We start from the raw sequence: 26156 nt of genomic DNA, 5'->3' as shown, positions 1-26156 counted from the left end.
CCATGACAGCTCACGGGCGTTTGAGCAGGCCGCCGCGGTTTCCCACCATCGGTGAGCAGCTCTATCAACTGGCCAGCGGCGCGGTGACCTCCACCGAGCTGGTCCGCCAGTCGCTGCGCGCGATCGTGGCCAGCCAGTCCACTCTCAACGCGTTCCGGGTGGTGCTCACCGAATCGGCGCTGGCCGAAGCCGCCGAAGCCGACCGCCGTCGCGCGGCCGGAGAGCAGGCGCCACTGCTGGGCATCCCCATCGCCGTCAAGGACGATGTCGACGTCGCCGGGGTGCCGACGTCGTTCGGCGCCGCCGGGCCCATCCGGCCGGCCACCGAGGACTCCGAGGTGGTGCGCCGGCTCCGCGCAGCGGGTGCCGTGATCGTCGGTAAGACGAACTGCTGCGAACTAGGCCAATGGCCGTTCACCAGTGGCCCAGCGTTCGGCCACACGCGAAATCCTTGGTCGCGCAAGCACACCCCGGGCGGCTCATCGGGTGGCAGCGCGGCCGCGGTCGCTGCCGGCCTGGTGGCCGCCGCCATCGGTTCCGACGGCGCAGGCAGTGTGCGGGTACCCGCCGCCTGGACCCACCTCGTCGGCATCAAGCCGCAGCGGGGGCGTATCTCGACCTGGCCGATCCGCGACCCGTTCAACGGCATCACCGTCAACGGAGTGTTGGCCCGCACAGTGGCCGACGCCGCCCTAGTGCTCGACGCCGCGTCGGGCAATGTGGACGACGACCCGCACAAGCCGCCGCCGGTGCGGATGTCCGACCATGTCGGCGTGGCCCCGGGACCGCTGAAAATCGCTGTTTCCATCCGGTTTCCATTCACGATCTTCCCCGCCAAGCTGCACCCCGAGATCCGGGTGGCACTCCACGGCGTCGCCGAACAACTCGGAATGCTGGGCCACACCGTGATGGAGGGAAATCCCAACTACGGGCTGCGGCTGCCGATGAGTTTTCTGCCCCGCTCCACCGCCGGGCTTTTGGAATGGGCCGACCGGCTCGGCGACGACGTCATGCTCGACCCCCGGACCGAGGCGAACATGCGGATGGGCCGGCTGCTCTCGGGGGCCTTGTTACGCCGGGCCAAAGCCAGTGAGCCGATCTTGCACCGCCGCGTCGGGGCGATCTTCCGCTCCGTCGACGTCGTACTGGCCCCGACCACCGCACAGCCGCCACCGCCGGCCCGCAAGTTCGACAACCTCGGCCCGACCGCGACCGACCGCGCGATGATCGCCGCCTGCCCGGTGACCTTTCCATGGAACGTGCTGGGCTGGCCGTCGATCAACGTCCCGGCAGGTTTCACCGCCAACGGCCTGCCAATCGGTGTGCAGCTGATGGGCCCGGCCAACAGCGAGCCGCTGCTGATCTCCCTGGCCGCCGAGCTGGAGGCCATCAACGGCTGGGCCAACAAACAGCCCGAAATCTGGTGGAACACACCGCAGCCCGAAGGCTAAAAGCCAAGCCGGCCAAGCTGTTTGGGGTCACGCTGCCAGTTCTTGGCGATCTTGACGCGCAGGTCCAGGTACACCTTGGTGCCGAGCAGCTTCTCGATCTGCGTGCGGGCCACCGTTCCCACCTCTTTGAGGCGCGCGCCGCCCTTGCCGATGACAATGCCCTTCTGGCTGTCCCGCTCGACGTAGAGCACGGCGTGCACGTTGATCAAGGGATCATCCGCCGGACGCCCCGACCGTTCTTCGATCTCCTCGATCACCACCGCCAGCGAGTGCGGCAGCTCATCGCGCACACCTTCCAGCGCAGCCTCCCGGATGAGCTCGGCCATCAGCACTTCTTCGGGCTCGTCGGTGAGCTCACCGTCGGGATAAAAGGCCGGCCCTGGCGGCAACTGACCGGCCAGCAGTTCGATGAGGACGTCTATCTGGTCGCCCCTGGTCGCCGACACCGGCACGATCTCAGCGGCGGTGTCGCCAACCAATTCGTGCACTGCCATCAGCTGTTCGGCCACCCGCTCCTTGGCCACCTTGTCGATCTTGGTGACGATCACGACGAGGGTGGTCCTGGGCGCCACCTCGCGGATCTGTTCGTAGATCCAGCGGTCCCCGGGCCCGATCGTCTCGTCGGCGGGGACGCACCACCCGATGACGTCGACTTCGGAGTAGGTGTCGCGCACCAGATCGTTGAGCCGCTTGCCCAGCAGCGTGCGTGGGCGGTGTAGCCCCGGGGTGTCAACGAGGACGATCTGGAAATCCGGACGGTGCACGATGCCGCGGATGGTGTGCCGGGTGGTCTGCGGCCGGCTGGAGGTGATCGCCACCTTGGTGCCGACCAGCGCGTTGGTCAGGGTCGACTTGCCGGTGTTAGGCCGGCCGACCAGACAGACGAAGCCGGACCGGAACTCATTCGTTGCGGTCATTGCGGTGTCCCCGATCGGTCGGTCACGATGATGGCGGCCTCCGGCGATAGTTCTTTCACCGCGGCCACCCCGTCATCCTCATTGGATCCGCCGATCAGTACGGCGGCCTCGAAACCCGTTGCACCACTGGACACCGCGGCGGCCACGGCCGCCTGAAGGCCGGTCAGCCGCAAGGCCGACAGGGTGACTGGCGCGCCGGCGTAGGTACGCCCGTCAAGGTCGCGCACCGCGGCCCCCTCTCCTGCGTCCGCGCGTGCCATCGCGCCGCGTGCCAGCACCACCAGCTTGGCGTCTTCGGCTTCCAGCGGCTTACTCATCGTCGTCGTCTTCCTCTCGCGCAGCCCGGCTCACCAGCACGGTGCCGATGCGCAGTCGGCCGCGGTGATCCCGGCCGCCCTCGGCCTGCAGTCGCAGCCCGTGCGACACCACCTCGGCCCCGGGCAGCGGCACCCTGCCGAGTTCGAGGGCCAGCAATCCGCCGACGGTGTCGACATCGAGGTCCTCTTCGAACTCGACGTCATAGAGCTCGCCGACGTCCGCGATCGGCAACCTGGCCGACACCCGAAACTTGTTGTCGCCCAATTCCTCCACCGGTGCGACCTCACCGTGGTCGTACTCGTCGGCAATCTCGCCGACGATCTCTTCCAGCACGTCCTCGATGGTGACCAGGCCGGCGATCGCGCCGTACTCGTCGACGAGCAGGGCCATGTGATTGCGATGGCGTTGCATCTCCCGCAGCAGCTCGTCGAGCGGCTTGGAGTCGGGCACGAAGACCGCCGGCCGCATGATCTCGGACACCGCGGTGCTGCGGCCTTTGTCGGACGAGTAATAGGTGCGCTGCACCAGGTCTTTGAGATAGACGACGCCGACAACGTCATCGACGTTCTCCCCGATCACCGGGATGCGGGAGTAGCCGCTGCGCACTGCCAGCGACGTCGCTTGGCTTGCGGTCTTGTCACTTTCGATCCACACCATCTCGGTGCGCGGCACCATCACCTCGCGCGCCGCGGTGTCGCCGAGTTCGAACACCGACTGGATCATCCGGCGTTCGTCGTCGGCCACCACGCCGCGCTGCTGAGCCAGATCCACCACTTCGCGCAGTTCGATCTCGGACGCGAACGGCCCGTTGCGGAAACCGCGGCCCGGGGTCAGCGCGTTGCCGATCACGATGAGCAACCGGCTGATCGGCGCCAGCAGCACCGAGATCGCCTGCAGCGGAACGGCCGCCGTGAGTGCGATGGTGTAGGCGTTCTGCCGGCCGATGGTGCGCGGCCCTACCCCCATGGCCACGAAGCTGGCGACCGTCATGATCGCGGCCGCCGCGACCAGTCCCCATGTCAGCCCCAGGTCATCCCATAGGAAGGCAACCAGCAGCACCGTCGCGGCCGCTTCGCACGCAATGCGCAGCAGCACAACAAGATTGATGTAGCGCGGCCGTTCGGCCATGATCCGGGCCAACCGCAGGGCACCGGGCCGTTCGTCGCGCACCAGTTCTTCCACCCGCGCGATCGACACCGTGCTGATAGCCGCGTCGATCGCGGCGAACATACCGCCGAGCGCAATGAGAGCGATCGCACCCAGTAGCGCTGACCAGCCCGTCACGATTCGTCGAAGAATTGAGACTTGTCGAGCAGCCGGCGGTCCTTCTCGTTCTGCCGGTCCTGGTGGTAGGCCTCGACCTGCTCGGCGACCCATTCCTCGAGCAGCTTGCGCTGCAGGTCGAACATTTCCTTTTCCTCGTCAGGTTCGGCGTGGTCGTATCCGAGCAGGTGCAGCACACCATGCACGGTCAGCAGGGCCAGCTCCTGACCGAGACTGTGCCCGGCCGCAGTGGCCTGGTCGGCGGCGAACTGCGGGCACAGCACGATGTCGCCGAGCATGGAGGGCCCTGGCTCGGGCGCATCAGGGCGACCGCCGGGCTCGAGCTCGTCCATCGGGAAGCTCATCACGTCGGTGGGGCCGGGCAGGTCCATCCAGCGCATGTGCAGATCGGCCATCGCGCTGACGTCGAGCAGCACCATCGACAATTCGGCGGCGGGGTTGACGTCCATACGGCGAATCACGAAGCGCGCGACGCTGATCAGTTCCTCTTCGGAAACGTCGAGGCCGGATTCGTTGGAAACCTCGATAGTCATCTCAGTTCGCCCCTAACGCCGCGTCGTGCGACGTTGGGAGCGGTTCATCGATGCCGGCTGCTCGGCCTTGGCGTAGGCGTCCACAATCTCCGAAACCAGCCGGTGGCGCACTACGTCGGCACTGGTGAGCTCGGAGAAGTGGATGTCGTCGATGCCGTCGAGGATGTCCATGGCCGCGCGCAGACCAGATTTGGCGCCGCCGGGCAGATCGACCTGGGTGATATCACCGGTGACCACGATCTTGGATCCGAACCCCAGCCGGGTAAGGAACATTTTCATCTGTTCGGCGGTGGTGTTCTGCGCCTCGTCGAGAATGATGAATGCGTCGTTGAGCGAGCGGCCCCGCATGAAGGCCAGCGGCGCGACCTCGATCACGCCAGAGGCCAACAGGTTGGGGATGGCGGCGGGGTCCATCATGTCGTGCAGCGCGTCATACAGGGGCCGCAGATACGGGTCGATCTTTTCCGTCAGCGTGCCCGGCAGAAAGCCAAGGCGCTCACCGGCTTCCACCGCGGGGCGGGTCAGGATGATCCGAGTGACCTGTTTGGTCTGCAGCGCGTTGACGGCCTTGGCCATGGCCAGGTAAGTCTTGCCGGTGCCCGCCGGACCGATGCCGAACACGATGGTGTGGGCGTCGATGGCGTCGACATAGCGTTTCTGGTTGAGCGTCTTGGGCCGGATTGTCTTGCCGCGCCGGGACAGGATGTCCAGCGTCAGCACCTCGGCCGGTGACTCGTTGTCGGTGCCCGCGACCATGCTGACGCTGCGGCGCACCGCATCCGGGGACAGGGTTTGGCCACCGGCCACGATCGCGGTGAGTTCGGAGATCACTCGCTCGGCCATCGCGATGTCGGCGGCTTCACCGGACAGGCTGATGGTGTTTCCCCGCACGTGCACGTCGGCGGAGAGGCTGCGTTCGAGCGCCCGCAGATTTTCGTCGGCGGAGCCCAGCAGGCCCATGACGAGGTCGGGCGGAACAGTCATGCTGCTGCGCACTTGCGAGGCAGCGGTCGTCTCGCGGGGCGTCACGTGGTCTTCGATGCCTGCTTCCTGGGTTTCCGGTCAGATCCGAGACCCCAGTTTACCGCCCCGGCGGGATACCTCCCAGCAGTTACTCCCCACCCCGGGTGAACGCATCATGGGTCAGCGCCGAGTTCATGAAGTCCCGGAAGTGCAACCACTTGCCGTCGCGCAGCGTGATGATGTGCGCGAACTCCGACTCCCAGGTGTGCCCGGTGACCGTCCGGAGGAATTTCTGGTGGCCCCACACAGCAAGCTAGTCGCCGTTTGCAGGTCACCGAATAGCGGTCGAGCAGCGCGTTGACCACCGCGAACACCTCCAGGCGAGCCAGCGGCGCGGTTGGCGGCCCGGCCCGATCCTAAGACGACCAGCGCGGCGTCAGAACACCCAACGCCCCTAACGCCACGGCGGCGGCGGTCGTAGTGCGCAACACCGTCGGACCCAGCCGGACCGCGGTGGCGCCGGCGGACGCCAGCGCGTCGAGCTCGCCGTCGCTGATCCCGCCTTCGGGTCCAACGATCAGCAGGATCGAATTCGCATGCGCCACCGGGAGTTCAGCCAACGGGCGATCGGCGGATTCGTGCAACGCGAGCACCAGGCCACCGGCACCGACCCGGTCGGCGACCTGCGCCACCAACGCAGTGGTGGTTACCGGGCCGCCGATACCCGGGATGTAGGCGCGCCGCGACTGCCGCGCGGCCGAGCGTGCCACCGCACGCCAGCGACGCAGGCCCTTCTCGGCGCGCTCCCCATCCCAGCGCGCGACACAACGGTCGGCCTGCCAGGCGATGAAGTCGTCGGCGCCGGCCTCGGTGGCCAGTTCGACTGCCAGCTCCGAACGCTCCGATTTCGGAATACCCTGTGCGACAGTCACTGTCGGGCTGACGGGAGGCGTGGTCCAGGACTGCAGCACCCGGGCTGAGAACCCGCGCTTGCTGGTGTCCTCGACCTCACAGCGGGCTTGTGTGCCCGCGCCGTCGGAGAGCACCAGCACCTCACCCGCACGGATACGCCGCACTGTGGCGGCGTGGAAGCCTTCGTCGCCCTCGACCACGGCACGCTGTCCGACCGCCGGGATGGCGTCGGCGTAGAACAGGGTGTCGGCCAACGCCTCAGCGGCCGCTGAAGGTATCGCGCAGGCGGTTGAACAGCCCGCCGGTATTGGCGGTGCCGGCATGCGTGGACTTGACCTCGGGTTCGGCGTGGCTGCGTGTCTTGAATTCGCCGAGAAGCTCTCTGGCGCGGGCGTCGAGCTTGCCGGGCACGGTCACCTCGATGTGGGCGTGCAGGTCGCCGCGGACACCGGAGCGCAAGTGCGGCATGCCCTGCCCGCGCAGCGTGGTCACCGAGCCGGGCTGGGTGCCGGGCGAGATGGTGATCTCGGTCAGTCCGTCGAGGATGCCCTCGACGGTGACCGAAGTGCCCAGCGCGGCGTCGACCATCGGCACCGAAACCGTGCAGTGCAGGTCGTCGCCGTCGCGGATGAAGATGTCGTGCTGCTGCTCGTGAACCTCGACGTAGAGGTCGCCCGCCGGACCGCCGCCCGGGCCGACCTCACCCTGGGCGGCCAGCCGGACCCGCATGCCGTCGCCGACACCGGCCGGGATCTTCACGCTGATGTCGCGACGGGCACGCACCCGGCCGTCGCCGCCGCAGCGGTGACACGGGTCGGGGATGACCTCGCCGACTCCGCGGCACGTCGGACAGGGGCGGGCCGTCATGACCTGCCCGAGCAGGGAGCGCTGCACCGTCTGCACCTCGCCGCGTCCCCCGCAGGTGTCGCAGCTGACCGGGCTGGAATCACCATGAGTTCCCTTGCCCTGGCACACGTCGCACAGGACGGCGGTGTCGACGGTTACCTGCTTTGTCACACCCGTCGCACACTCGGTCAGGTCCAACCGCATCCGCAGCAGCGAATCGGAGCCCGCGCGCACTCGGCCGATCGGGCCGCGCGATGCGCCGCCGCCGCCGAAGAAGGCCTCGAACACGTCACCCAGACCACCAAAGCCACTGAACCCGCCAGCCGAGGCGGCGTTCTCCAGCGGATCACCGCCGAGGTCGACGATGCGGCGCTTCTCCGGGTCCGAGAGCACCTCGTAGGCGGCGCTGATCTCCTTGAACTGGTGCTGGGCAGCCTCGTCGGGGTTGACGTCCGGATGCAACTCGCGGGCCAGCTTTCGGTAGGCGCGCTTGATCTCCTGATCACTGGCGCCCTTGCTCACCCCGAGCAAGCCGTAGTAGTCCCGTGCCACGCTTGACCTTTCGAAGTCCCTGCCGGTTATCCGGCTCGGTGTCCTAGAACATCGCCGATGTACATCGCAACCGCCGCGACGTTGGCAATAGTTCCCGGATAGTCCATTCTGGTGGGCCCCAAGACACCCATGCCGCCGTAGACGGTGCCCGAGCTTCCGTACGTCGTGGCCACCACCGATGTCCCGACCATCTGCTCGGCCTCGGTCTCATGGCCGATGCGCACCGTGACCTTACCCGCTTCCTGCTGGGCGGCCAGCAGCCGAAGCACGACGACCTGTTCCTCAAGTGCTTCGAGGATCGACCGCAGCGACCCGCCGAAGTCGGCGGTGTTGCGGGTCAAGTTGGCGGTGCCGCCCATCAACAGCCGTTCCTCGTTGTGTTCGACCAGCGATTCCAGCAACACCGTCGCCGAGCGACCGACGGCGTCGCCCAGCCCGCCGGAGCCGTCGAGCCGGGCTGCCAGGTCGGCGACTGCGGCCGAGGCCGCTGCCAGCCGCTTGCCCTCCAGCGCCTGCCCAAGCAGTTCGCGGAGCTGGGACAGCTGCTGATCGTCGATGGTGTCGCCCAGCTCGACGATGCGCTGGTCGACACGGCCCGAGTCGGTGATGACGACCATCAGCAGCCGCGCAGGCGTGATCGCGACGATCTCCAGGTGGCGCACCGTCGAGGTGGACAGCGTCGGGTATTGGACGATCGCGACCTGTCGGGTCAGTTGGGCCAGCAATTTCACCGCACGGCGTAACACGTCGTCGAGGTCGACCCCTGATTCCAGGAACTGGAGGATCGCGCGGCGTTCCGCCGACGACAGGGGTTTGACATCGTCGATGCGGTTGACGAACTCCCGGTAGCCCTTCTCGGTGGGCACTCGACCCGAGCTGGTGTGGGGCTGGGTGATGTAGCCCTCGGCTTCCAGCACGGCCATGTCATTGCGGACCGTGGCACTGGATACGCCGAGGTTGTGGCGGTCGACGAGCGCCTTGGAGCCGATCGGCTCCTTGGTCGCGACGAAGTCGGCCACGATCGCACGAAGCACCTCAAAGCGACGGTCGTCGGCACTTCCCATCTGGTCCACCTCCACGTTGCCTTTATTTTACGGGCAGCATCAGCACAATTAGCACCCACGCGCGTCGAGTGCCACCGCGCGCCATGGACCCAGGTGCGCCCTCCGCTGGCGTTCCGGCCACCAGCGACTAGCCTTGCTCAAATGGTGATGCGGGGTCGGGGGGCTGCGCGCAAGGCAACGACCCGATGATCTTCAAGGGCGTTCGGGAGGGCAAGCCGTATCCCGAGCATGGCCTGACCTACCGAGACTGGTCGCAGATCCCCCCTCGGCAGATCCGCCTCGACGAGTTGGTCACCACGACTACGGTGCTCGCGTTGGACCGTCTGCTGTCCGAGGACTCCACCTTTTACGGCGACCTGTTTCCGCATGCGGTCAGGTGGCGCGGGGTCGTCTACCTCGAAGACGGCCTGCACCGGGCGGTGCGGGCGGCGCTGCGCAATCGCACCGTGCTGCACGCACGGGTCTATGACATGGACCCCACCACGGACGGCCAATTTTCGCCGAGCTGACCGGACGTCGTCGCCGGCACCGCGGGTAACTGCACGGTGAATACTGTTCTGCCGGGGCGAGATTCGGCGCAGACCGTACCGCTATGCGCCTCCACGATCGACAGAACGATCGCCAGCCCGAGGCCACTGCAGCCCAGTTCACGCGAACGCGACTTATCGGCTCGCACGAACCGGCCAAACAGATTGGGCATGATGTCGTCGGGGATCCCGGGCCCGTCATCGCCCACCACCAGCTCGACCGCTGTGCCGGTGCCGTCGACGCAGGTCGACAGTGACGTCGTAACCGTCACGCCGGCCGGGGTGTGCACTCGTGCGTTGCTCAGCAGGTTGCCCAGCAGCTGATGGAGCCGGGCACGATCGCCCCGCACCCACACTGCGTGGTCCGGCAACTCGGTGACGAAACGATGATCCGGCGCGGTGACCGACACGTCATTGACGGCATCGGCAACGACGTCGCACAGGTCGAGTTCCTCAAGCTCGAGGTCAAGCCCCTCGTCGAGGCGCGAAAGCAGCAGCAGGTCGGCCACCAATGACGTCATCCGCCGGGACTCGGCTTCGATGCGCGCCAGCGCGTATTCGGTGGTGGGCGGCAGGATTTCGCTGTCCTGACGGGTCAGTTCGGCATAACCCAGGATCGCGGCCAGCGGAGTGCGCAGCTCGTGGCTCGCGTCGGTGAGGAATTGCCGGGTCCGCCGGTCGGCTCCGGCGATCTCGTTGAGCGCCGCGTCCACGTTGGCCAGCAGTCGGTTCAGCGTATGGCCGACGACCCCAATCTCACTTCCGGGATCGGTGTCGTCAGGGCCTACCCGAGTGCTGATGCGATAGTCCGTGCTGTCCAGCGGCATCGCGGCCACCTGGCCGGCGACAGCCGCGACCCGGCGTAGCGGTCGCAGTGCATAGTTGACCACGACGACGGTGCCCAGCGCGGCGACGAGGATCGTCAGGACCACCAGGCCCGCGATGGTCAGCACCTTGCCGCCGACGGTCTTGTTCGCTTGGTCGAGGGACACCGCCGAGATCAGCCGTTCGCCGCCGGCAAAGTCGCTGTGGCCGACCCGGTGCGAACCCAGCCCGGGCAGTCCCACGGTCTGTGGGTCACCGTAGCGCCAGTCGATGCTCTCCAGTGAACGCAGGACCGCGGCTGATGCCGGCACGGGTTCGCCGTCGGTGAACACCGTGCCGTAAACGGCGACACCGTCGTGCAACATCGCGATGACAGTGCCCGGGGCCTGACCCGGGAAGTCGACCAAACCGTCGTGCGAGGCATCATCCGAAGCCGGCGGGTCCATCTGATGGCGCTTGGCCTTGGCATAGGAGTAACTGAACGCCGCCAAGGAATTGGATACCTGGCTGTTGGCCAGGCTGGCCGCTTCGTCTCGCAGGCTCATTACCGCCACCGCGCCGACCCCCACCAGAGCTACGCTGACGATCGCCGACACCCACAGCACCAGCCGGCGGCGCAGCGAGCGCGGCCTTCGGCACCGCCACATGGAAATCACTGATGCGGCCGCAGCATGTAGCCGACCCCTCGCACGGTGTGGATCATCGGCTCGCGGTTGGCGTCGATCTTTCGGCGCAGGTAAGAGATGTAGAGATCGACGATGCTGGACCGTCCGCCGAAACCGTAGTTCCAGACCCGGTCCAGGATCTCCGCGCGAGTGACGGCGCGCCGCGGGTTGCGCATCATAAAGCGCAGCAACTCGAACTCCGTCGTAGTCAGCGAGATCCGTTCACCGGCCCGGCGGACATCGCGGCTCGCGCCGTCAAGCACCAGATCGCCCACCTTGAGCACCTCGTCCTCGGGCGCCATGGTGGCCTTGGCCCGGCGCAACAGGCCACGCAACCGGGCCACCAGCTCCTCCAGGCTGAACGGTTTGGTCAAGTAGTCGTCGCCGCCTGCTGTAAGACCCGTGACCCGGTCCATCACCGAATCGCGCGCGGTCAGGAACAGCGTCGGTGTGTAACCCTCCGACTCTCTGGTCATCTTCAGAATCTGCAGGCCGTCGATATCGGGCAGCATGATGTCCAGGACCAGGAGGTCTGGCTCGAAGTCTTGAAACTTCGCCAAAGCGTCGCGCCCATCGCCTGCCGTCTCCACGTCCCAGCCCTCGTAGTGCAGTGCCATCTTGACCAGATTGGTCAACGCCGGCTCGTCGTCGACGAGCAGAACACGGATCGGCGATCCGTCAATCCGTGAGATGCGGGGCAGCTGGCCGAGAATCGCCTGACGCGGCTGATGTGGACGGGATGAAGTGGGTGCTACCGGTAGAGCCATACTTCGATTCTGTAGAAAACACAGGAATCTGTCATGGAGCCCATATCTGTTTCATATCTTGGCCGGTCACCCAACCACCACACGCACTGCCGTATTGCCTTCGCCGCCATAGTTTTCCGTGGTGACCTGTTATTCGGAACACAGTTTGGTCACGCTGACAGTCCGTTTCAGCGGATGCAGATATGGATCCGATATGGATTCCTTGAACAACCTTCGAAGCCACACCTACTGTCGCGCTAGTGAATTCGTGCCGCATTGACGGCGCGATGCGTGAATCGGCTGTCACCGAAACGATCTCGCTTACGAAGACAGGAGTCTGGCCTTGCAGCCCTCAACCGAACCGACTACGGGTACCGAAGACCCGGGCAGGGTGTCCACGTTCCTGCGCAATGATCTGCCCGCCTCATTGGTGGTCTTCCTGGTGGCGTTGCCCCTTTCGCTGGGGATCGCCATCGCCTCCGACGCGCCGGTGCTGGCCGGGCTGATCGCGGCCATCGTCGGCGGCGTGGTAGCCGGCGCCCTGGGCGGGTCACCACTGCAGGTCAGTGGACCGGCGGCCGGGCTGACTGTCATCGTCGCTGGGCTGATCGCCGAGTTCGGCTGGGCGGTGACCTGCGCCATCACCGTCTGCGCCGGCCTGCTGCAAGTACTGCTCGGGGTGAGCCGGGTCGGCCGGGCGGCACTGGCAATCTCGCCGATGGTGGTGCACGCCATGCTGGCCGGCATCGGTGTGACGATCGCGCTGCAACAGGTCCACGTGCTGCTGGGTGGCAGCTCCGAGAGTTCGGCCTGGCGCAACATCACCGAACTGCCCGGCCAGTTGGTCGCTGCGGATCACGCGGGGCTCGCCGTCGGCCTGCTGGTCATCGGAATCCTGGTGGCATGGCGCTGGGTGCCCGCACGGATTCGCAAAGTGCCCGGCCCGCTGGTCGCCATCGTCGTCGCCAGCGCAGTATCGGCGCTCTTCGCCTTGGATGTGCCCCGCATCCAGCTCAACGGGTCCCTGCTCGACGCCCTGGCGCCACCTGGCTTGCCCCAAGGGAATTGGGGGGCGTTCGCGACGGGCGTCATCACCGTCGCGCTCATCGCCAGCGTGGAAAGCCTCCTCACGGCCGTCGCCGTGGATCGTATGCAGGACGGTCCACGGTCGAACCTGAACCGTGAACTGGTGGGCCAGGGCGCAGCCAATGTGGTGTCGGGCGCAGTCGGCGGGCTGCCGATCACGGGTGTGATCGTGCGCAGTTCGGCGAACGTGACGGCCGGCGCCAAGACCCGCGCATCGTCGATCCTGCACGGCCTGTGGGTGCTGGTGTTCGCTCTGCCGTTCGCCGGCCTGGCCCAGCAGATCCCGACCGCGGCGCTGGCCGGGCTGCTCATCGTGATAGGTATCCAGCTGGTCAAGCTCACCCATATCAAGACTGCGCGGCGCACCGGCGACATCGCGGTCTACCTGGTGACGATCACCGGTGTCGTCTTCCTCAACCTGCTCGAAGGCGTCCTGCTCGGACTGGCGCTGGCGATCGCGCTGACGGTATGGCGGGTGGCACGCGCCAGGATCCACGCCCAACCCGCCGAGCATGCCGACAACGACGACTGGCACGTCGCGGTCGAAGGATCATGCACGTTCTTGTCCCTGCCTCAACTGCACAAGTCGCTGGCGTCCGTGCCGTCCGGTGTCCGCGTCACGTTGGAGATGTCGGTGGATTTCATCGACCACGCCGCACACCAGGTCATCGAAGACTGGCAACGGCAACACGAGGCCTCCGGCGGCAGCGTGCTCGTGCAGGAAGTCGGCTCCGTCGAACTCAGTAGCGCGCTCGCCGGGCCGCCGCAACGCGCGTTCGGTCTGACCGACAAACGGCTCGGCGTGGTGCCGTGGAGTTCGTGGCAGGACCCGCATACCAAGAACGGCCACGAGCGGCGCGACACCCCGCCGCAAGCGGTTCTCGACGGTCTCGAGGTCTATCACCGCAGGACTGCACCCCAGATACGCCCGCACATGGCGAAATTGGCGCACTCCCATCAGGCCGAGACGCTGTTCATCACCTGCACCGACGCCCGGATAGTGCCCAACGCCATCACCAGCAGCGGGCCCGGCGACCTCTTCACGGTGCGCAACGTCGGCAATCTGGTGCCCGCCGACCAGCTCGACCATTCCGTGGAAGCGGCGATCGCGTACGCGGTCGGCAGGCTGCGGGTTTCCTCGATCGTGGTGTGCGGCCATTCCGCCTGCGGCGCAATGCATGCCGCCTTGCGCGAGCAAGGCGTCGCGGCGCAGCACAGACCGGGCGAGGAATATCTGCGGTCCTGGCTCACGCACGCCAGGCCCGCATTGGACGCCTTCGACGAAGGCCGTCATCCAATCGCGATATCGGCTGGAGATCAGGGATTCAACACCGTGGACCAGCTCAGCATGGTCAGCGTTGCAGTCCAGGTGGACACTCTGGTGCGACACCCGCTGGTGCGCGAACTGTACGAGGAGGGCCGGCTAAAGGTCGTCGGCTTGTTCTATGACATTGCCAGTGCAAGGGTGCTGCACATCGAGCCCACCGCCGCCGCATCATTGAGTTCATTTGGCCCTCAACATATTTGATCGGGATATGAATACCGTGACTAGGGTCCATCTGCCGCCTAGCTTGGAGGTATCGGGCAGATGTCACGAAACCTGCACCCCCCCAATGGGTTTCTCTGGCCGACAGAAGAAAGGACGATCAATGATGATCACACTCCGCCACCTCGCCCCCGTCGTCGCCGCCGGCGCAGCGGCATTGGCCCTCGGCCTTGCGCCGAGCGCTGCAGCAGCGCCCAATCCGATCGACTGCCAGGACAGGGGCGGGGCGACCATGTGCCAGAAGCAGGGCCACGCCCGCATTCACACCGCACCGCCTGTCACCTCGCCCCAGCAGGCATTCGGGTTCAACGGCATCCCGATGTGGGTGCTGGGCTAGCCGGCAGGTCCGCCGCGCAAGGCCGCGGGAAGTGCTTACCCCCAAGGCTTCCCCGCGGCCTTGCCACGTCTGGTCAGTCGTCGAGCAGGTCGCGTACCACGGCGTCGGCCAACAATCGCCCGCGGTCGGTGAGCACCAACCGGTCATCGGCGCGAATGAGCAGCCCCCGGTCCACCGCATCGCCGGCGCGCAGCTGCTCGGACTCCGTCAGCGTCGCGATCGGCAGCCCGGTCCGCAACCGGATCTGCAGCAGCACATCCTCGATGTGCCGGGCGTGGCCGTCGAGGCGTTCGAACTCAGCGATCGGCAGTTGCCCATCGGCCAGCTGCTGCGCGTATGCGCTGGGGTGCTTGATATTCCACCAACGTGTGTCGGCGACGAACCCGTGCGCGCCCGGACCGGCACCCCACCACTGCCCGCCGTTCCAGTAGCCGACGTTGTGCCGGCACTCGCCTCCGGGCCGGCTCCAGTTCGACACCTCATACCAACTCAGGCCGGCATCAGCGAGCCGCTGGTCGAGCAGTTCGTAGCGGTGGGCGAGCACGTCGTCGTCGGGTGGGTCGATATCGCCGCGGCGCACTCGGCGGGCCAGCGCGGTGCCCGCCTCGACCACCAGCGCGTACGCCGAGACGTGGTCCACGCCGGCGGCGAGCGCGGCGTCGACCGAACGCAGCAGATCATCGTCGGACTCCCCCGGCGTGCCGTAAATCAGGTCGATGTTGAGGTGCTCGAACCCGGCGGCGGCCGCCTCGTCGGCGGCCTGCAGGGCCCGGCCCGGCGAATGGGTCCGGTCCAGCACCGCCAGCACCCGCGGCGCAGTCGACTGCATGCCCAGCGACACCCGGGTGTAGCCGGCGGCGCGAATCTGCTCGAAGAACGGCGCCGACGTCGACTCCGGGTTGGCCTCGGTGGTCACCTCCGCGCCAGCGGCTAGGGCGAAGGTGCCTCGCACCGCGTCGAGCACTTCGGCCAGCCCCGCACCGCCCAGCAGTGACGGAGTTCCGCCGCCGACGAACACCGTGTCGACCGGCACCGCGCCCAGCCGGTCAGCGGCCAATTCGAGCTCGGTGCGCAACGCGGTCAGCCAGCCATGCGGGGACGCGCCGCCGAGCTCGGCGGCGGTGTAGGTGTTGAAGTCGCAGTACCCGCAACGGGTGGCACAGAACGGCACATGGACATAAATGCCGAACGCCGGGCCGGGAGCCACGACGAGTTCCGGCAGGGCGGCCAGCGCGGGACGGACCGACATGCCTTTAGTGTCCCAGAACCGACTTTTACTCACGCCGAGCCAAAATGTAGCCCGGTTAGAGCTATTGACGCCGTTCGTGGCAGAATGGCCCGCATGACAGCCCCCCACACCCTGCGCACTCCTGCGCTGGTAGCGAGGCGGCACGTCGATTTCAAGCGCGTCTGTACGTGTTGTTGTCCGGCTTGACGTCGTAGACCCGTCCACCTGTACGTCAGCTGGCCACCGGATCTGCGCCGCCGGCACAGCCCACCGGTGGATGCGCGCGATTCGAACGCCAGCTCCTTCGACATGAGGAGCACATTTCATGACTCAGCCGACCAAGGCAGCACCGAAACGCCCTAAGGGCGAAGGCCAGTGGGCCCTCGGTTACCGCGAGCCGCTGAACGCAAACGAGCAGAGCAAGAAGGATGACAACCCGCTCAACGTGCGGGAGCGCATCGAGAACATCTACGCCAAGAACGGTTTCGACAGCATCGACAAGGGTGATCTTCGAGGCCGTTTCCGCTGGTGGGGTCTATACACCCAGCGCAAGCCCGGTTACGACGGCACCTGGACCGGTGACGAGAACACCGACATGCTCGAGGACGAGTTCTTCATGCTCCGGGTGCGCAGCGACGGCGGCGCGCTGACCACCGGGGCGCTGCGCACGCTGGGCGGCATTTCGACGGAGTTCGCCCGCGACACCGCCGACATCAGCGACCGCGAGAACGTGCAGTACCACTGGATCCGGGTCGAGGACATGCCCGAGATCTGGCGCCGCCTCGACGAGGTCGGCCTACAGACGACCGAAGCCTGCGGCGACTGCCCCCGCGTGGTGCTGGGTTCGCCGTTGGCGGGCGAATCGCTCGACGAGGTGATCGACGGCACACCGGCGATCGACGAGATCGTCAAGCGCTACATCGGCAAGAAGGAGTACTCCAACCTCCCCCGCAAGTTCAAGACCGCTATCAGTGGTCTGCAGGACGTGGTGCACGAGGTCAACGACGTCGCATTCATCGGGGTCAACCACCCTGAACACGGCCCCGGCTTCGATCTGTGGGTCGGCGGCGGGTTGTCCACCAACCCGATGCTGGGCCAGCGGGTCGGCGCCTGGGTGCCGCTCGACGAGGTGCCCGACGTATGGGAAGGCGTGGTCAGCGTGTTCCGTGACTACGGCTACCGCCGACTTCGCGCCAAGGCGCGGCTGAAGTTCCTGGTCAAGGACTGGGGCATCGAAAAATTCAGGGAAGTCCTGGAGACCGAGTACCTCAAGCGGCCCCTGATCGACGGGCCCGCACCCGAGCCGGTTGCCCGCCCAATCGACCACGTCGGTGTGCAGCGGCTCAAAAACGGGCTCAACGCTGTCGGGGTGGCACCGATCGCCGGACGGGTCTCGGGCACCATCCTGACGAAAGTCGCCGACCTGGCCGAGGCCGCCGGTTCCAAACGCGTCCGGTTCACCCCGTACCAGAAGCTGATCATCCTGGACGTTCCCGATGAAAAGCTGGGCGAGCTTCGCAGCGGGCTCGATGCCCTCGGATTGCCGTCGAGCCCGTCACATTGGCGTCGAAACCTGATGGCCTGCACAGGAATCGAGTTCTGCAAGCTCAGCTTCGCCGAGACCAGGGTGCGCGCTCAGAGTCTGGTGCCGGACCTGGAGAAGCGCCTCGAGGACATCAACTCCGAACTCGACGTGCCCGTCACGGTCAATATCAACGGCTGCCCCAACTCGTGCGCGCGCATCCAGATCGCCGACATCGGCTTCAAGGGACAGATGATCGACGAGGGCGACGGCCCAGAGGAAGGCTTCCAGGTTCACCTGGGCGGCAGCCTCGGCCTCGACAGCGGTTTCGGCCGCAAGCTGCGCCAGCACAAGGTGCTCTCCAGCGAGCTCGGTGACTACATCGAACGGGTGGTGCGCAACTTCGTGAAACAAAGAGAAGCGGGAGAGCGTTTCGCTCAGTGGGTCATACGAGCGGAAGAAGACGATCTGCGATGAGTGGTGTGCGATGAGTATTGGGGTGGGTGAATTGACGGAGGCCGACCTGCGGGAGCTGGCCGAGCGGGGCGCCACGGAGCTGGCGGGCGCAAGCGCTGCTGAGCTGCTGGCGTGGACCGACAAGCATTTCGGCGGCGAGTATGTGGTGGCCTCCAACATGCAGGACGCGGTCCTGGTCGACCTGGCCGCGAAGGTACGCCCCGGCGTCGATGTCTTGTTCCTGGACACCGGCTATCACTTCGCCGAGACCATCGGCACCCGCGACGCGGTCGAGGCCGTCTACGACATCCACGTCGTCAACGTCACACCCGAGCACAGCGTCGCTGAGCAAGACCAGCTGCTGGGCAAGGACCTGTTCGCCAGCAATCCGACCGAGTGCTGCCGGCTGCGTAAGGTCGTGCCGCTGCGCAAGGCGCTACAAGGGTATTCGGCATGGGTCACCGGTATTCGCCGCGTCGAGTCCCCCACCCGCGCCAGCGCACCGCTGATCAGCTTCGACGAGGCATTCAAGCTGGTGAAGATCAATCCACTGGCCGCGTGGACCGACGAGGATATGGACGCCTACATGCAGGCCAACGGCGTGCTGGTGAATCCGCTTGTCGAGGAAGGCTATCCGTCGATCGGCTGCGCGCCGTGCACGGCGAAGCCTGCCGAGGGGGCCGACCCGCGCAGCGGGCGTTGGCAAGGTTTGTCGAAAACCGAATGCGGGCTTCACGTTTCGTGAGGCTCCTCCTCGCGGCGCACGGGAGTGCCGATCCGCGCTCAGCGGAGACGGCCCACTCGATCGTGCAGTGCATCCGGCGGTTGCGCCCAGGCCTGGATGCTCGAATCACGTTCTGCGAACAAAACTCCCCCAATCTGCGCGACGAACTGTCAACGCTGTGCGACCAGCCCGCGATCGTCGTCCCCCTGCTGTTGGCTGACGCCTATCACGCGCGGGTCGACATCCCGAAGATGATCGCGGCATCCGGGGCCGATGCTCGGCAGGCTGATGTGCTCGGCGAGGACGACCGGCTCATCCACGTGCTGCGGCAGCGCCTGGAGCACGCAGGAATATCGCGACTGGATCCCCGCGTCGGCGTCATCGTGACCGCTGTCGGGTCATCACGACCGGCCGCCAACGCCCAAACCGCGACAGTGGCACATGAGCTGACACTGACGACGCGGTGGACAGCGACGACCGCATTCGCCACCGGCCCGCATTCGACCCTGGCCGACGCCGCCGAGGAGCTCCGCCGTCGGGGTGTGACCCGGCCGGTGATCGCGCCGTGGTTCCTCGCGCATGGCCGGATCACCGATCGTGTCGCGGACTTCGCTGCTGCACACAACATTCCGATGTCGGCGCCATTGGGCGCGCATCGCCAGGTGGCCGAGACGGTGCTGGACCGCTTCGACGCTGCCGCGTCCGCTCGGACGGCCGCGGCCTAGCTCAGCTCGCCGCGACCTGCACTTCGCCGGCGATCGGCGGCACCCGGGTGGCGCGCACGTACACCGTGTCACCCTCTTTGAGCCCCAGGGCCTCGGCGTCACCACGGGTGATCTGCGCGGTGAACGGCGCACCATTGGTCGCGCTGGTCAACTCGACACGCACTTCGAACCCCAGATACACGACCCGGTCGATGGTGGCTCGGGTGACACCCGTCGACTCCGCGGTGCCATCGCCGGCGGCGATCGCCATCTCCGGATTACGCCCGACCCGAATGTCGTGCGGGCGCACCAGGATCCCGTTGAGTGCCGAGACCGTGCCCAAGAACGACATCACGAAGGCGTTGGACGGGCTGTCGTAGACGTCAGTCGGCGAGCCCACCTGCTCGACGCGGCCCTTGTTGAGCACCGCGATCCGATCGGCGACATCGAGCGCCTCGGCCTGATCGTGGGTGACCAACACGGTGGTGACATGTACCTCGTCGTGCAGCCTCCGCAACCACGCCCGCAAGTCCTCACGCACCTTGGCATCCAGCGCACCGAACGGCTCGTCGAGTAGAAGCACCTCCGGGTCCACGGCCAGCGCCCGAGCCAACGCCATCCGCTGGCGCTGGCCACCCGAAAGCTGATTGGGGTAACGGGTTTGGAAGCCTGCCAGCCCAACGACCTCCAGCAGATCGTCAACCTTGGCCTTGATCTCGGCCTTGGGCTTCTTGCGGATCTTGAGCCCGAACGCGACATTGTCCCGAACGGTCAGGTGCTTGAAGGCGGCATAGTGCTGGAAAACGAAGCCGATGCCCCGTCGCTGCGGGGGGACGTTGGTGACGTCGCGCCCATTGATGGTGATGGTGCCGGTGTCGGGCTGGTCCAGGCCGGCGATGGCGCGCAACAGCGTGGACTTCCCCGACCCGCTGGGCCCCAGCAGAGCAGTCAACGACCCGGCGGGCACCACGAAATCGACGTTGTCCAGCGCGGCGAACTCGCCGTAGCGCTTGTTGGCACCGGTGACGGTGATGGCGTTGGTCATGAAAGTCGTTCTCCTAGTTGCATTACTCGCTCGCCTTGGCGCGTCGAGCATCGAGGACCACCTGGACGACGAGGACGATCACGGCCACCGCCATCAGCAGTGTCGAGATGGTGTACGCGCCGTATTCATCACCGCGGCTATAGCGGTCGGACACCAGCAGCGTCATGGTCTGCGAGGTACCCGGCAGGTTGGAGGACACCATGATGACGCCGCCGTACTCGCCGAGCGTACGGGCGATGGTCAGCACGATGCCGTAGGTGAGTCCCCACCGGATCGACGGCAGGGTGATCCGCCAGAACGTCTGCCACCAGCTGGATCCCAGGGTCGCGGCCGCCTCTTCCTGGTCAGTTCCGAGCTCGTGCAGAACAGGTTCGACCTCGCGGATCACGAACGGCACGGTAACGAAGATGCTGGCCAGCACGATCCCGGGAAACCCGAAGATGATCTTGAAGCCCAGGCTGTTCTCGACGAACCCGAACACCCCTGCGGTGCCCCACAGCAGGATCAGTGCCACACCGACGACCACCGGTGACACCGCGAACGGCAGGTCGATGATGGCCTGCAACGCGGACTTGCCCCGGAACTTGTTGCGCGCCAACACCAATGCCGTCGGTATCCCGAAGAGCACGTTGAGCGGCACCACGATCGCCACGACCACGAGCGACAGCTGCAGTGCCGAGATCGCAGCCGGGGTGGTGATCGACGCGAAGAACGCACCGATGCCCGGCGCGAAGGCCCGCCACAGGATCAACCCGACGGGCACGATCACCAGCACCGCGACATACGCCAGTGCGACGTATCGAGTGAGGTACCGGACAAACGGCGACGGCGTCACTTCGCCAGCTCCTCACGTTTGGCCGCCCGCGAGCCGATGGTGCGCAGGACGAACAATACGACGAACGAAACAAGCAGCAGCACAATTGAGATCGCGGCCGCGCCGGTCCGGTCGTCATTCTCGATGAGCGTCCGGATCCACTGCGAGGACACTTCGGTCTCCCCTGGCACCGCCCCGCCGATGAGCACCACCGAGCCGAACTCGCCGATCGCGCGGGAGAAGGCCAGTCCCGCACCGGACAACAGCGAAGGGAGCAACGCCGGCAGCACCACCTTGGTGAAGATGATCGTGTTGTTGGCGCCCAGCGATGCGGCCGCCTGCTCGACCTCGCGGTCGAGCTCGAGCAGCACCGGCTGAACAGACCGCACCACGAACGGCAACGTGACGAACAGCAGGGCCACCCCGACACCCCATTTGGTGTGCTGCAGGTGCACGTCGATCGGGCTGTACGGGCCGTACAGCGCGAGCATGACCAGGCTGGCGACAATGGTGGGCAGAGCGAACGGCAGGTCGATCACCGCATCGACCAACCGCTTGCCTGGGAAATCGTCGCGGGTCAGCACCCAGGCGACCAGCAGCCCGAAGACCGCGTTGACCACTGTGACGCCGATCGAGATCGTGAGCGTCACCCGGAACGACTCCAGAGCGGCATTGGAGCTCACCGCCAGCCAGAAGAGATGCCAGCCGCCCTTGGCCGACTGCCACACAATCGCGGCCAGCGGCAGCAGGACGATGACGCTCAGCCAGATCGACGCCGCCCCGACCCGCAAGCTGGTCGTGCCGTGCCTGCGGCCTGTGGAGCGGGACGGCCCGCCCGAGTCACCTCCGGTGAGCTCGGGCCGGACCGCCTGCGGATTCGGTTCTATGGCTGCTGTCATCCAGTGGCCTGCTTGTAGATCTTGGTGATGGAGCCATTGTCCTTGTCGAACAGCGCCGGATCCACCTTGCTCCAGCCACCGAGGTCAGCGATGGTCCACAGTTTCTGTGGTGTCGGGAAATCAGTGGCGAAATCGGCGGCCACCGAGGGGTCGATCGGACGGAATCCGGCCTGGGCCCAGATCTTCTGCGCCTCCGGGGTGAACAGGTAGTTGTTCAGCGCGGTCGCCTTGTCCAGGTGGGCGCTGGTGGTCACCACCGCCACCGGGTTCTCGATCTTGAACGTCTGCGGCGGATTGATGTGCTCGACCGGCTTGCCCTGCCGCTCGGTGTTGATGGCCTCGTTCTCGTAGCTGATCAGAACGTCCCCGGTGCCCTGCAGGAACAGGTCGGTGGCCTCGCGGCCGGAACCCGGGCGGGTCTTGATGTGCTGGGTGACGAGCTTGTTGATGAAGTCGATGCCGGCCGCGTCGTCCTGGCCACCGTTGCTCTTGGCGGCGTAGGGCGCCAACAGGTTCCACTTGGCCGACCCGGAACTCAGCGGGCTGGGGCTGACGACCTCAAGACCGGGCTGCAGCAAGTCATCCCAGTCATGGATGTTCTTCGGATTGCCCTTGCGGACCACCAGCGACACCACGGAACCGAACGGAATGCCCTTGGTGACGGACTTATTCCAGTCGGCGGCAACCTTGTTGGCCTTCACCAGGCGGGTGACGTCCGGCTCCACCGAGAAGTTGACGATGTCGGCCGGCTTGCCGTCGACCACCGCGCGCGACTGGTCACCCGAGGCGCCGTAGGAGGTGGTCACTGCGACGCCCTTGCCGTCCGGGGTGGCCGCGAACGCCGGAAGAATCTTGCTCCAGCCGGGCTCCGGCACGGCGTAGGCAACCAGGGTGAGAGTGGTGTCAGCCTTGGGCTGGCTGCTGCCGCCGGCGACGTCGCTCGAACCGCCACCACCGCAGGCGGCAAGCACCGTTGCGGTCGTCGCTAGCGCGACTGCTGTGCTCCACCGTCGTACGGGGAAGTGAATCTTGGGCATTGCTGGCCTTTCTCATTGCGGGTTAGGGGATTCGAGCCCCGTCGCAACGGAATGGCGATGTTTGACAAGCGAATGCCAACGACCATCACCGACACCAAACCGCGGACGGGCAGAGGGTGTCAGCGACAACAAGCAACATCAGCAACGGCCAATGAACCGACGGCAATAAGGGCCAAAATATGGCCCTCGCCGTACCCGGTCGCCGTTTGCATGGCGGGAAGCTTAACAGACATTTCCCAGACAACCAGCCGGGGTGTCAACGATTGATCAGCCACACCACGATGATGAGGATCAGCAGCGCCACCAGCGCCAAAGTCACACGTGAGCGCGGCATCCCGTTCATCGGAGCCGCCGGTCAGAGTGCCGCAGCCGGCGCAATACCCGAATGCCGGTGCCCAGGAACGCATCGATGACCAAGGCGATCACGTAGGCAAGCAATAAAACCACGGGCATCACGATGATCGTCTGCAGCACGAATCCGAGGCCGGACAGCCACAGTTCGACGCCGTCCCACCAACTCAGGAACCCGTGCATCGCACCAGCGTAAGCCGCGGCCGTCGCGGCGCTGTCACCGGCGGTAACAGCAAAGGCACAGATCGCCGCATAAGTGGACGACAAACACCCCGCAGGTCGATGATGTCCCAATGGTTCTGGAAGCCCAGCCAAGGGGCGAGGACACTAACGGTGTGACCGTCGAGTCAGTCCCGCCCCTGTCCGTCACCGCCCCGGTGCCGTATGCGTCGCCCGCCTCGCTACGCAACCCGTTCCCGCCGATCGCCGACTACGGCTTCCTGTCCGACTGCGAGAACACCTGCCTGATCTCTTCGGCGGGCGCAGTGGAGTGGCTGTGCGTTCCGCGACCGGACTCCCCCAGCGTGTTCGGGGCGATCCTGGACCGCGGTGCCGGGCATTTCCGGCTGGGACCCTATGGCGTCTCGGTGCCCGCCGCCCGCCGCTACCTGCCCGGCAGCCTCATCCTGGAGACCACGTGGCAGACGCACACCGGGTGGCTCATCGTGCGGGAAGCCCTCGTGATGGGCCCCTGGCACGACATCGACACCCGGTCGAGAACGCACCGGCGCACCCCGATGGACTGGGACGCCGAGCACATCTTGCTGCGCACCGTGCGCTGTGTGAGTGGGACTGTCGAAGTGCTGATGAACTGCGAGCCCTCGTTCGACTATGGCCGGGTCAACGCCACCTGGGAGTATTCGGCCAACGCCTATGGCGAGGCGATCGCGCGGGCCAGGAACGACCCCGACGCCCACCCCACGCTGCGGCTGACCACCAACCTGCGAATCGGGCTCGAGGGCCGGGAAGCCCGCGCCCGCACCCGTCTCAAGGAAGGCGACAACGTCTTCGTCGCGCTGTCCTGGTCGAAGCATCCGTCACCGCAGACGTATGAAGAAGCCGCCGACAAAATGTGGCAGACCAGCGAGGCGTGGCGGCAGTGGATCAACATCGGCGACTTCCCCGACCATCCGTGGCGGTCTTACCTGCAGCGCAGTGCGCTGACCCTGAAGGGCCTGACGTACTCGCCGACGGGCGCACTGCTGGCCGCCAGCACTACCTCGCTGCCCGAGACTCCGCAGGGCGAACGCAACTGGGACTACCGCTACGCATGGGTGCGCGACTCGACATTCGCGTTGTGGGGTCTGTACACCCTGGGCCTGGACCGCGAGGCCGACGACTTCTTCTCCTTCATCGCCGACGTATCCGGCGCCAACAACGGCGAGCGGCATCCCCTTCAGGTGATGTACGCCGTCGGCGGGGAACGCGAGCTGGTCGAAGAAGAGCTCAGCCACCTGTCCGGCTATGACAACGCCCGGCCCGTGCGCATCGGCAACGGCGCCTACAACCAGATGCAGCACGACATCTGGGGCACGATGCTCGACTCGGTGTACCTGCATGCCAAGTCCCGTGAGCAGATCTCCGATCAGCTCTGGCCGGTGCTCAAGGAGCAGGTCGAAGAGGCCATCAAGCACTGGCGGGAGCCTGACCGCGGCATTTGGGAGGTGCGCGGCGAGCCGCAGCATTTCACCTCGTCGAAGGTGATGTGCTGGGTGGCGCTGGATCGTGGCTCCAAGCTGGCCGAGCTGGTCGGCGAGAAGAGCTACGCCCAGCAGTGGCGGGCGATCGCCGAGGAGATCAAGGCCGACATCCTGGCGAACGGGGTCGACGAGCGGGGGGTGCTCACCCAGCGTTATGGCGACGACGCGCTGGACGCGTCGCTGCTGCTGGTCCCGCTGGTGCGGTTCCTGCCCTCGGACGACCCGCGATTACGGGCCACCGTGCTGGCGATCGCCGACGAGCTCACCGAAGACGGGTTGGTCCTCCGGTACCGCGTCGACGAGACCGACGACGGCCTGTCCGGCGAAGAGGGCAGCTTCACGATCTGCTCGTTCTGGCTGGTGTCAGCGCTGGTCGAGATCGGCGAGGTGAGCCGGGCCCGGCATCTGTGTGAGCGGCTGTTGTCGTTCGCCAGCCCGCTGCATCTCTACGCCGAGGAAATCGAGCCACGCACGGGCCGCCACCTGGGCAACTTCCCGCAGGCGTTCACCCATCTGGCCCTGATCAACGCCGTCGTGCACGTCATCCGCGCTGAAGAGGAAGCCGACAGCACCGGAGTGTTCCAGCCAGCCAACGCGCCGATGTAGATGATGTAGTCAGCCGAGACGGTCGGCCACCAGCCCGGCCTCGACGCGCTGGAGCAGTGCGGTCGCCGCTGCCGCACTTTCCCTGTCGCCGCCCAGTACGCGCGCCATTTGGCTGGCCCATTGCCGCCGCAGCCGGGTGAGGTTGTCGGCGGCCTGATCGGTCGGGAACAGATTGACGCCCCTGGCGTCGTGCGGATCGGTACGCCGCTCGACGAATCCGCGCTGTTCGAGCGCTCGCAGCGCAGTGGACAAGTTGCTGCGCTGCAGGCCGGTCGCTCGCGCGACATCGCTCGGCGTGACCCCTGGATGGTGATCGATATGCCGCATGACGTGGGCTTCCGATGCGGTCAGGTGCACGACGGCTGTCTCGGATGTCGCCGGCCCAGCCACTCCGGCGTCCATCCGCATCCGCAGCTCTCGTCCCACGCCAAGAATCGCCTCGGCAAGATCGGCCAGCTCGCTATCCATGGACAAATTCTACCGCACTAGTTATGATTT

26 protein-coding genes and 1 pseudogene are annotated in these 26156 nt (G+C 66.3%); 8 read left to right on the top strand and 19 right to left on the bottom strand.

Annotated elements, in window-relative coordinates; genetic code table 11:
- Positions 1–2 precede the first annotated feature (2 nt).
- A complete protein-coding gene (locus tag CG716_RS16445) occupies positions 3–1451 on the top strand; it encodes an amidase (protein WP_094481432.1) in 1449 nt (482 codons plus the stop codon).
- Here CG716_RS16445 and era read toward each other — a convergent pair.
- The 9 genes and pseudogenes from era to hrcA all read right to left on the bottom strand — a co-directional run bounded on the left by era (position 1448) and on the right by hrcA (position 8840).
- Positions 1448–2368, bottom strand: a complete 921-nt coding sequence (era, locus tag CG716_RS16440; protein ID WP_094481430.1) for a GTPase Era — start codon at positions 2366–2368, stop codon at positions 1448–1450. The genes CG716_RS16445 and era overlap by 4 nt on opposite strands.
- Complete coding sequence (locus CG716_RS16435) at positions 2365–2685, bottom strand: cytidine deaminase-like protein (protein WP_094481428.1); 321 nt, start codon at positions 2683–2685, stop codon at positions 2365–2367. The genes era and CG716_RS16435 overlap by 4 nt, the downstream gene beginning before the upstream one ends.
- Positions 2678–3970, bottom strand: coding sequence for a hemolysin family protein (locus CG716_RS16430; RefSeq protein WP_094481426.1), 1293 nt, complete (start codon positions 3968–3970; stop codon positions 2678–2680). Before CG716_RS16430 ends, CG716_RS16435 begins: the two co-directional genes overlap by 8 nt.
- Positions 3967–4503 (bottom strand): rRNA maturation RNase YbeY, encoded by a 537-nt coding sequence (gene ybeY / locus CG716_RS16425; protein ID WP_094481424.1) that lies wholly within the window; start codon positions 4501–4503, stop codon positions 3967–3969. The genes CG716_RS16430 and ybeY overlap by 4 nt, the downstream gene beginning before the upstream one ends.
- A 12-nt stretch (positions 4504–4515) precedes the next feature.
- Positions 4516–5532 carry a PhoH family protein gene (locus tag CG716_RS16420; protein WP_420093198.1) on the bottom strand — a complete coding sequence of 339 codons (1017 nt, stop codon included), beginning with the start codon at positions 5530–5532 and terminating at the stop codon, positions 4516–4518.
- Positions 5533–5614: 82 nt separating this feature from the next.
- Positions 5615–5779: pseudogene (locus CG716_RS16415) on the bottom strand (nuclear transport factor 2-like protein); the annotation flags it as partial.
- 103 nt (positions 5780–5882) lie between these two features.
- Entirely contained in the window at positions 5883–6632 is a 750-nt protein-coding gene (locus tag CG716_RS16410) for a 16S rRNA (uracil(1498)-N(3))-methyltransferase (protein ID WP_094481422.1), read from the bottom strand.
- Between the two features lie 4 nt (positions 6633–6636).
- Positions 6637–7776: a molecular chaperone DnaJ gene (gene dnaJ / locus CG716_RS16405; RefSeq protein ID WP_094481420.1), complete on the bottom strand. Its 1140-nt coding sequence runs from the start codon at positions 7774–7776 to the stop codon at positions 6637–6639.
- A 26-nt stretch (positions 7777–7802) separates the two neighbouring features.
- The gene (gene hrcA, locus CG716_RS16400) at positions 7803–8840 is read right to left on the bottom strand and encodes a heat-inducible transcriptional repressor HrcA (RefSeq protein ID WP_094481535.1); all 1038 of its coding nucleotides are present in this window, start codon (positions 8838–8840) and stop codon (positions 7803–7805) included.
- A gap of 185 nt (positions 8841–9025) precedes the next feature.
- Between hrcA and CG716_RS16395 the strand changes: the two genes are divergently transcribed.
- The gene (locus CG716_RS16395; RefSeq protein ID WP_094481418.1) at positions 9026–9349 is read left to right on the top strand and encodes a type II toxin-antitoxin system VapB family antitoxin; all 324 of its coding nucleotides are present in this window, start codon (positions 9026–9028) and stop codon (positions 9347–9349) included.
- On the opposite strand, the gene CG716_RS16390 is transcribed toward CG716_RS16395, so the two are convergent.
- On the bottom strand, positions 9304–10839 hold the full coding sequence (locus CG716_RS16390; protein ID WP_094481533.1) for a sensor histidine kinase: 1536 nt from the start codon (positions 10837–10839) through the stop codon (positions 9304–9306). The genes CG716_RS16395 and CG716_RS16390 overlap by 46 nt on opposite strands.
- 5 nt (positions 10840–10844) lie before the next feature.
- Positions 10845–11624, bottom strand: coding sequence for a response regulator transcription factor (locus tag CG716_RS16385; RefSeq protein ID WP_094481416.1), 780 nt, complete (start codon positions 11622–11624; stop codon positions 10845–10847).
- A 322-nt stretch (positions 11625–11946) separates the two neighbouring features.
- Here CG716_RS16385 and CG716_RS16380 point away from each other — a divergent pair, with 322 nt between their 5' ends.
- Together CG716_RS16380 and CG716_RS16375 are read left to right on the top strand one after the other, a co-directional pair.
- Complete coding sequence (locus tag CG716_RS16380; RefSeq protein ID WP_420093197.1) at positions 11947–14217, top strand: SulP family inorganic anion transporter; 2271 nt, start codon at positions 11947–11949, stop codon at positions 14215–14217.
- Positions 14218–14338: 121 nt separating this feature from the next.
- Positions 14339–14572 carry a hypothetical protein gene (locus CG716_RS16375; protein WP_094481412.1) on the top strand — a complete coding sequence of 78 codons (234 nt, stop codon included), beginning with the start codon at positions 14339–14341 and terminating at the stop codon, positions 14570–14572.
- 73 nt (positions 14573–14645) lie between these two features.
- On the opposite strand, the gene hemW is transcribed toward CG716_RS16375, so the two are convergent.
- Entirely contained in the window at positions 14646–15821 is a 1176-nt protein-coding gene (gene hemW, locus CG716_RS16370) for a radical SAM family heme chaperone HemW (protein ID WP_094481410.1), read from the bottom strand.
- Positions 15822–16125: 304 nt separating this feature from the next.
- Here hemW and CG716_RS16365 point away from each other — a divergent pair, with 304 nt between their 5' ends.
- From CG716_RS16365 to CG716_RS16355, 3 genes are read left to right on the top strand one after another with little or no spacing between them, the layout of a single operon-like run.
- Positions 16126–17799 (top strand): nitrite/sulfite reductase, encoded by a 1674-nt coding sequence (locus CG716_RS16365; RefSeq protein WP_094481408.1) that lies wholly within the window; start codon positions 16126–16128, stop codon positions 17797–17799.
- Between the two features lie 10 nt (positions 17800–17809).
- Positions 17810–18523: a phosphoadenylyl-sulfate reductase gene (locus tag CG716_RS16360; protein WP_094481406.1), complete on the top strand. Its 714-nt coding sequence runs from the start codon at positions 17810–17812 to the stop codon at positions 18521–18523.
- Positions 18520–19227 carry a sirohydrochlorin chelatase gene (locus CG716_RS16355; protein ID WP_094481404.1) on the top strand — a complete coding sequence of 236 codons (708 nt, stop codon included), beginning with the start codon at positions 18520–18522 and terminating at the stop codon, positions 19225–19227. Before CG716_RS16360 ends, CG716_RS16355 begins: the two co-directional genes overlap by 4 nt.
- Position 19228: 1 nt before the next feature.
- On the opposite strand, the gene CG716_RS16350 is transcribed toward CG716_RS16355, so the two are convergent.
- The 6 genes from CG716_RS16350 to CG716_RS16330 form a co-directional block, all read right to left on the bottom strand.
- The gene (locus CG716_RS16350) at positions 19229–20251 is read right to left on the bottom strand and encodes a sulfate/molybdate ABC transporter ATP-binding protein (protein WP_094481402.1); all 1023 of its coding nucleotides are present in this window, start codon (positions 20249–20251) and stop codon (positions 19229–19231) included.
- 22 nt (positions 20252–20273) lie between these two features.
- Entirely contained in the window at positions 20274–21086 is an 813-nt protein-coding gene (cysW, locus tag CG716_RS16345) for a sulfate ABC transporter permease subunit CysW (protein WP_094481400.1), read from the bottom strand.
- On the bottom strand, positions 21083–21964 hold the full coding sequence (cysT, locus tag CG716_RS16340) for a sulfate ABC transporter permease subunit CysT (protein ID WP_094481398.1): 882 nt from the start codon (positions 21962–21964) through the stop codon (positions 21083–21085). Before cysT ends, cysW begins: the two co-directional genes overlap by 4 nt.
- A complete protein-coding gene (locus CG716_RS16335) occupies positions 21961–23001 on the bottom strand; it encodes a sulfate ABC transporter substrate-binding protein (protein WP_094481396.1) in 1041 nt (346 codons plus the stop codon). Before CG716_RS16335 ends, cysT begins: the two co-directional genes overlap by 4 nt.
- A 119-nt stretch (positions 23002–23120) precedes the next feature.
- Complete coding sequence (locus tag CG716_RS31340) at positions 23121–23213, bottom strand: Ms4533A family Cys-rich leader peptide (protein ID WP_410430799.1); 93 nt, start codon at positions 23211–23213, stop codon at positions 23121–23123.
- Positions 23214–23340: 127 nt separating this feature from the next.
- Positions 23341–23535: a hypothetical protein gene (locus CG716_RS16330; protein ID WP_094481531.1), complete on the bottom strand. Its 195-nt coding sequence runs from the start codon at positions 23533–23535 to the stop codon at positions 23341–23343.
- A 110-nt stretch (positions 23536–23645) separates the two neighbouring features.
- Here CG716_RS16330 and CG716_RS16325 point away from each other — a divergent pair, with 110 nt between their 5' ends.
- Positions 23646–25658: a glycoside hydrolase family 15 protein gene (locus tag CG716_RS16325; RefSeq protein ID WP_094481394.1), complete on the top strand. Its 2013-nt coding sequence runs from the start codon at positions 23646–23648 to the stop codon at positions 25656–25658.
- Positions 25659–25667: 9 nt separating this feature from the next.
- On the opposite strand, the gene CG716_RS16320 is transcribed toward CG716_RS16325, so the two are convergent.
- Complete coding sequence (locus CG716_RS16320; RefSeq protein ID WP_094481392.1) at positions 25668–26126, bottom strand: MarR family winged helix-turn-helix transcriptional regulator; 459 nt, start codon at positions 26124–26126, stop codon at positions 25668–25670.
- Between the last annotated feature and the right edge of the window lie 30 nt (positions 26127–26156).

It is taken from the genome of Mycolicibacterium sphagni (assembly GCF_002250655.1).
Classification (GTDB): domain Bacteria; phylum Actinomycetota; class Actinomycetes; order Mycobacteriales; family Mycobacteriaceae; genus Mycobacterium; species Mycobacterium sphagni.
This window is presented reverse-complemented; position numbering and strand designations above follow the sequence as displayed.

Coding starts and splice junctions, on each gene's coding strand:
- cysT (WP_094481398.1), bottom strand. CDS start 21,964: ATGACAGCAGCCATAGAACCGAATCCGCAGGCGGTCCGGCCCGAGCTC.
- CG716_RS16365 (WP_094481408.1), top strand. CDS start 16,126: ATGACTCAGCCGACCAAGGCAGCACCGAAACGCCCTAAGGGCGAAGGC.
- CG716_RS16320 (WP_094481392.1), bottom strand. CDS start 26,126: ATGGATAGCGAGCTGGCCGATCTTGCCGAGGCGATTCTTGGCGTGGGA.
- CG716_RS31340 (WP_410430799.1), bottom strand. CDS start 23,213: ATGCAAACGGCGACCGGGTACGGCGAGGGCCATATTTTGGCCCTTATT.
- CG716_RS16395 (WP_094481418.1), top strand. CDS start 9,026: ATGATCTTCAAGGGCGTTCGGGAGGGCAAGCCGTATCCCGAGCATGGC.
- hemW (WP_094481410.1), bottom strand. CDS start 15,821: ATGTCGGTCCGTCCCGCGCTGGCCGCCCTGCCGGAACTCGTCGTGGCT.
- ybeY (WP_094481424.1), bottom strand. CDS start 4,503: ATGACTATCGAGGTTTCCAACGAATCCGGCCTCGACGTTTCCGAAGAG.
- CG716_RS16330 (WP_094481531.1), bottom strand. CDS start 23,535: ATGCACGGGTTCCTGAGTTGGTGGGACGGCGTCGAACTGTGGCTGTCC.
- CG716_RS16335 (WP_094481396.1), bottom strand. CDS start 23,001: ATGCCCAAGATTCACTTCCCCGTACGACGGTGGAGCACAGCAGTCGCG.
- CG716_RS16375 (WP_094481412.1), top strand. CDS start 14,339: ATGATGATCACACTCCGCCACCTCGCCCCCGTCGTCGCCGCCGGCGCA.
- CG716_RS16350 (WP_094481402.1), bottom strand. CDS start 20,251: ATGACCAACGCCATCACCGTCACCGGTGCCAACAAGCGCTACGGCGAG.
- CG716_RS16445 (WP_094481432.1), top strand. CDS start 3: ATGACAGCTCACGGGCGTTTGAGCAGGCCGCCGCGGTTTCCCACCATC.
- CG716_RS16390 (WP_094481533.1), bottom strand. CDS start 10,839: ATGTGGCGGTGCCGAAGGCCGCGCTCGCTGCGCCGCCGGCTGGTGCTG.
- CG716_RS16435 (WP_094481428.1), bottom strand. CDS start 2,685: ATGAGTAAGCCGCTGGAAGCCGAAGACGCCAAGCTGGTGGTGCTGGCA.
- CG716_RS16360 (WP_094481406.1), top strand. CDS start 17,810: ATGAGTATTGGGGTGGGTGAATTGACGGAGGCCGACCTGCGGGAGCTG.
- era (WP_094481430.1), bottom strand. CDS start 2,368: ATGACCGCAACGAATGAGTTCCGGTCCGGCTTCGTCTGTCTGGTCGGC.
- CG716_RS16325 (WP_094481394.1), top strand. CDS start 23,646: ATGGTTCTGGAAGCCCAGCCAAGGGGCGAGGACACTAACGGTGTGACC.
- CG716_RS16385 (WP_094481416.1), bottom strand. CDS start 11,624: ATGGCTCTACCGGTAGCACCCACTTCATCCCGTCCACATCAGCCGCGT.
- hrcA (WP_094481535.1), bottom strand. CDS start 8,840: ATGGGAAGTGCCGACGACCGTCGCTTTGAGGTGCTTCGTGCGATCGTG.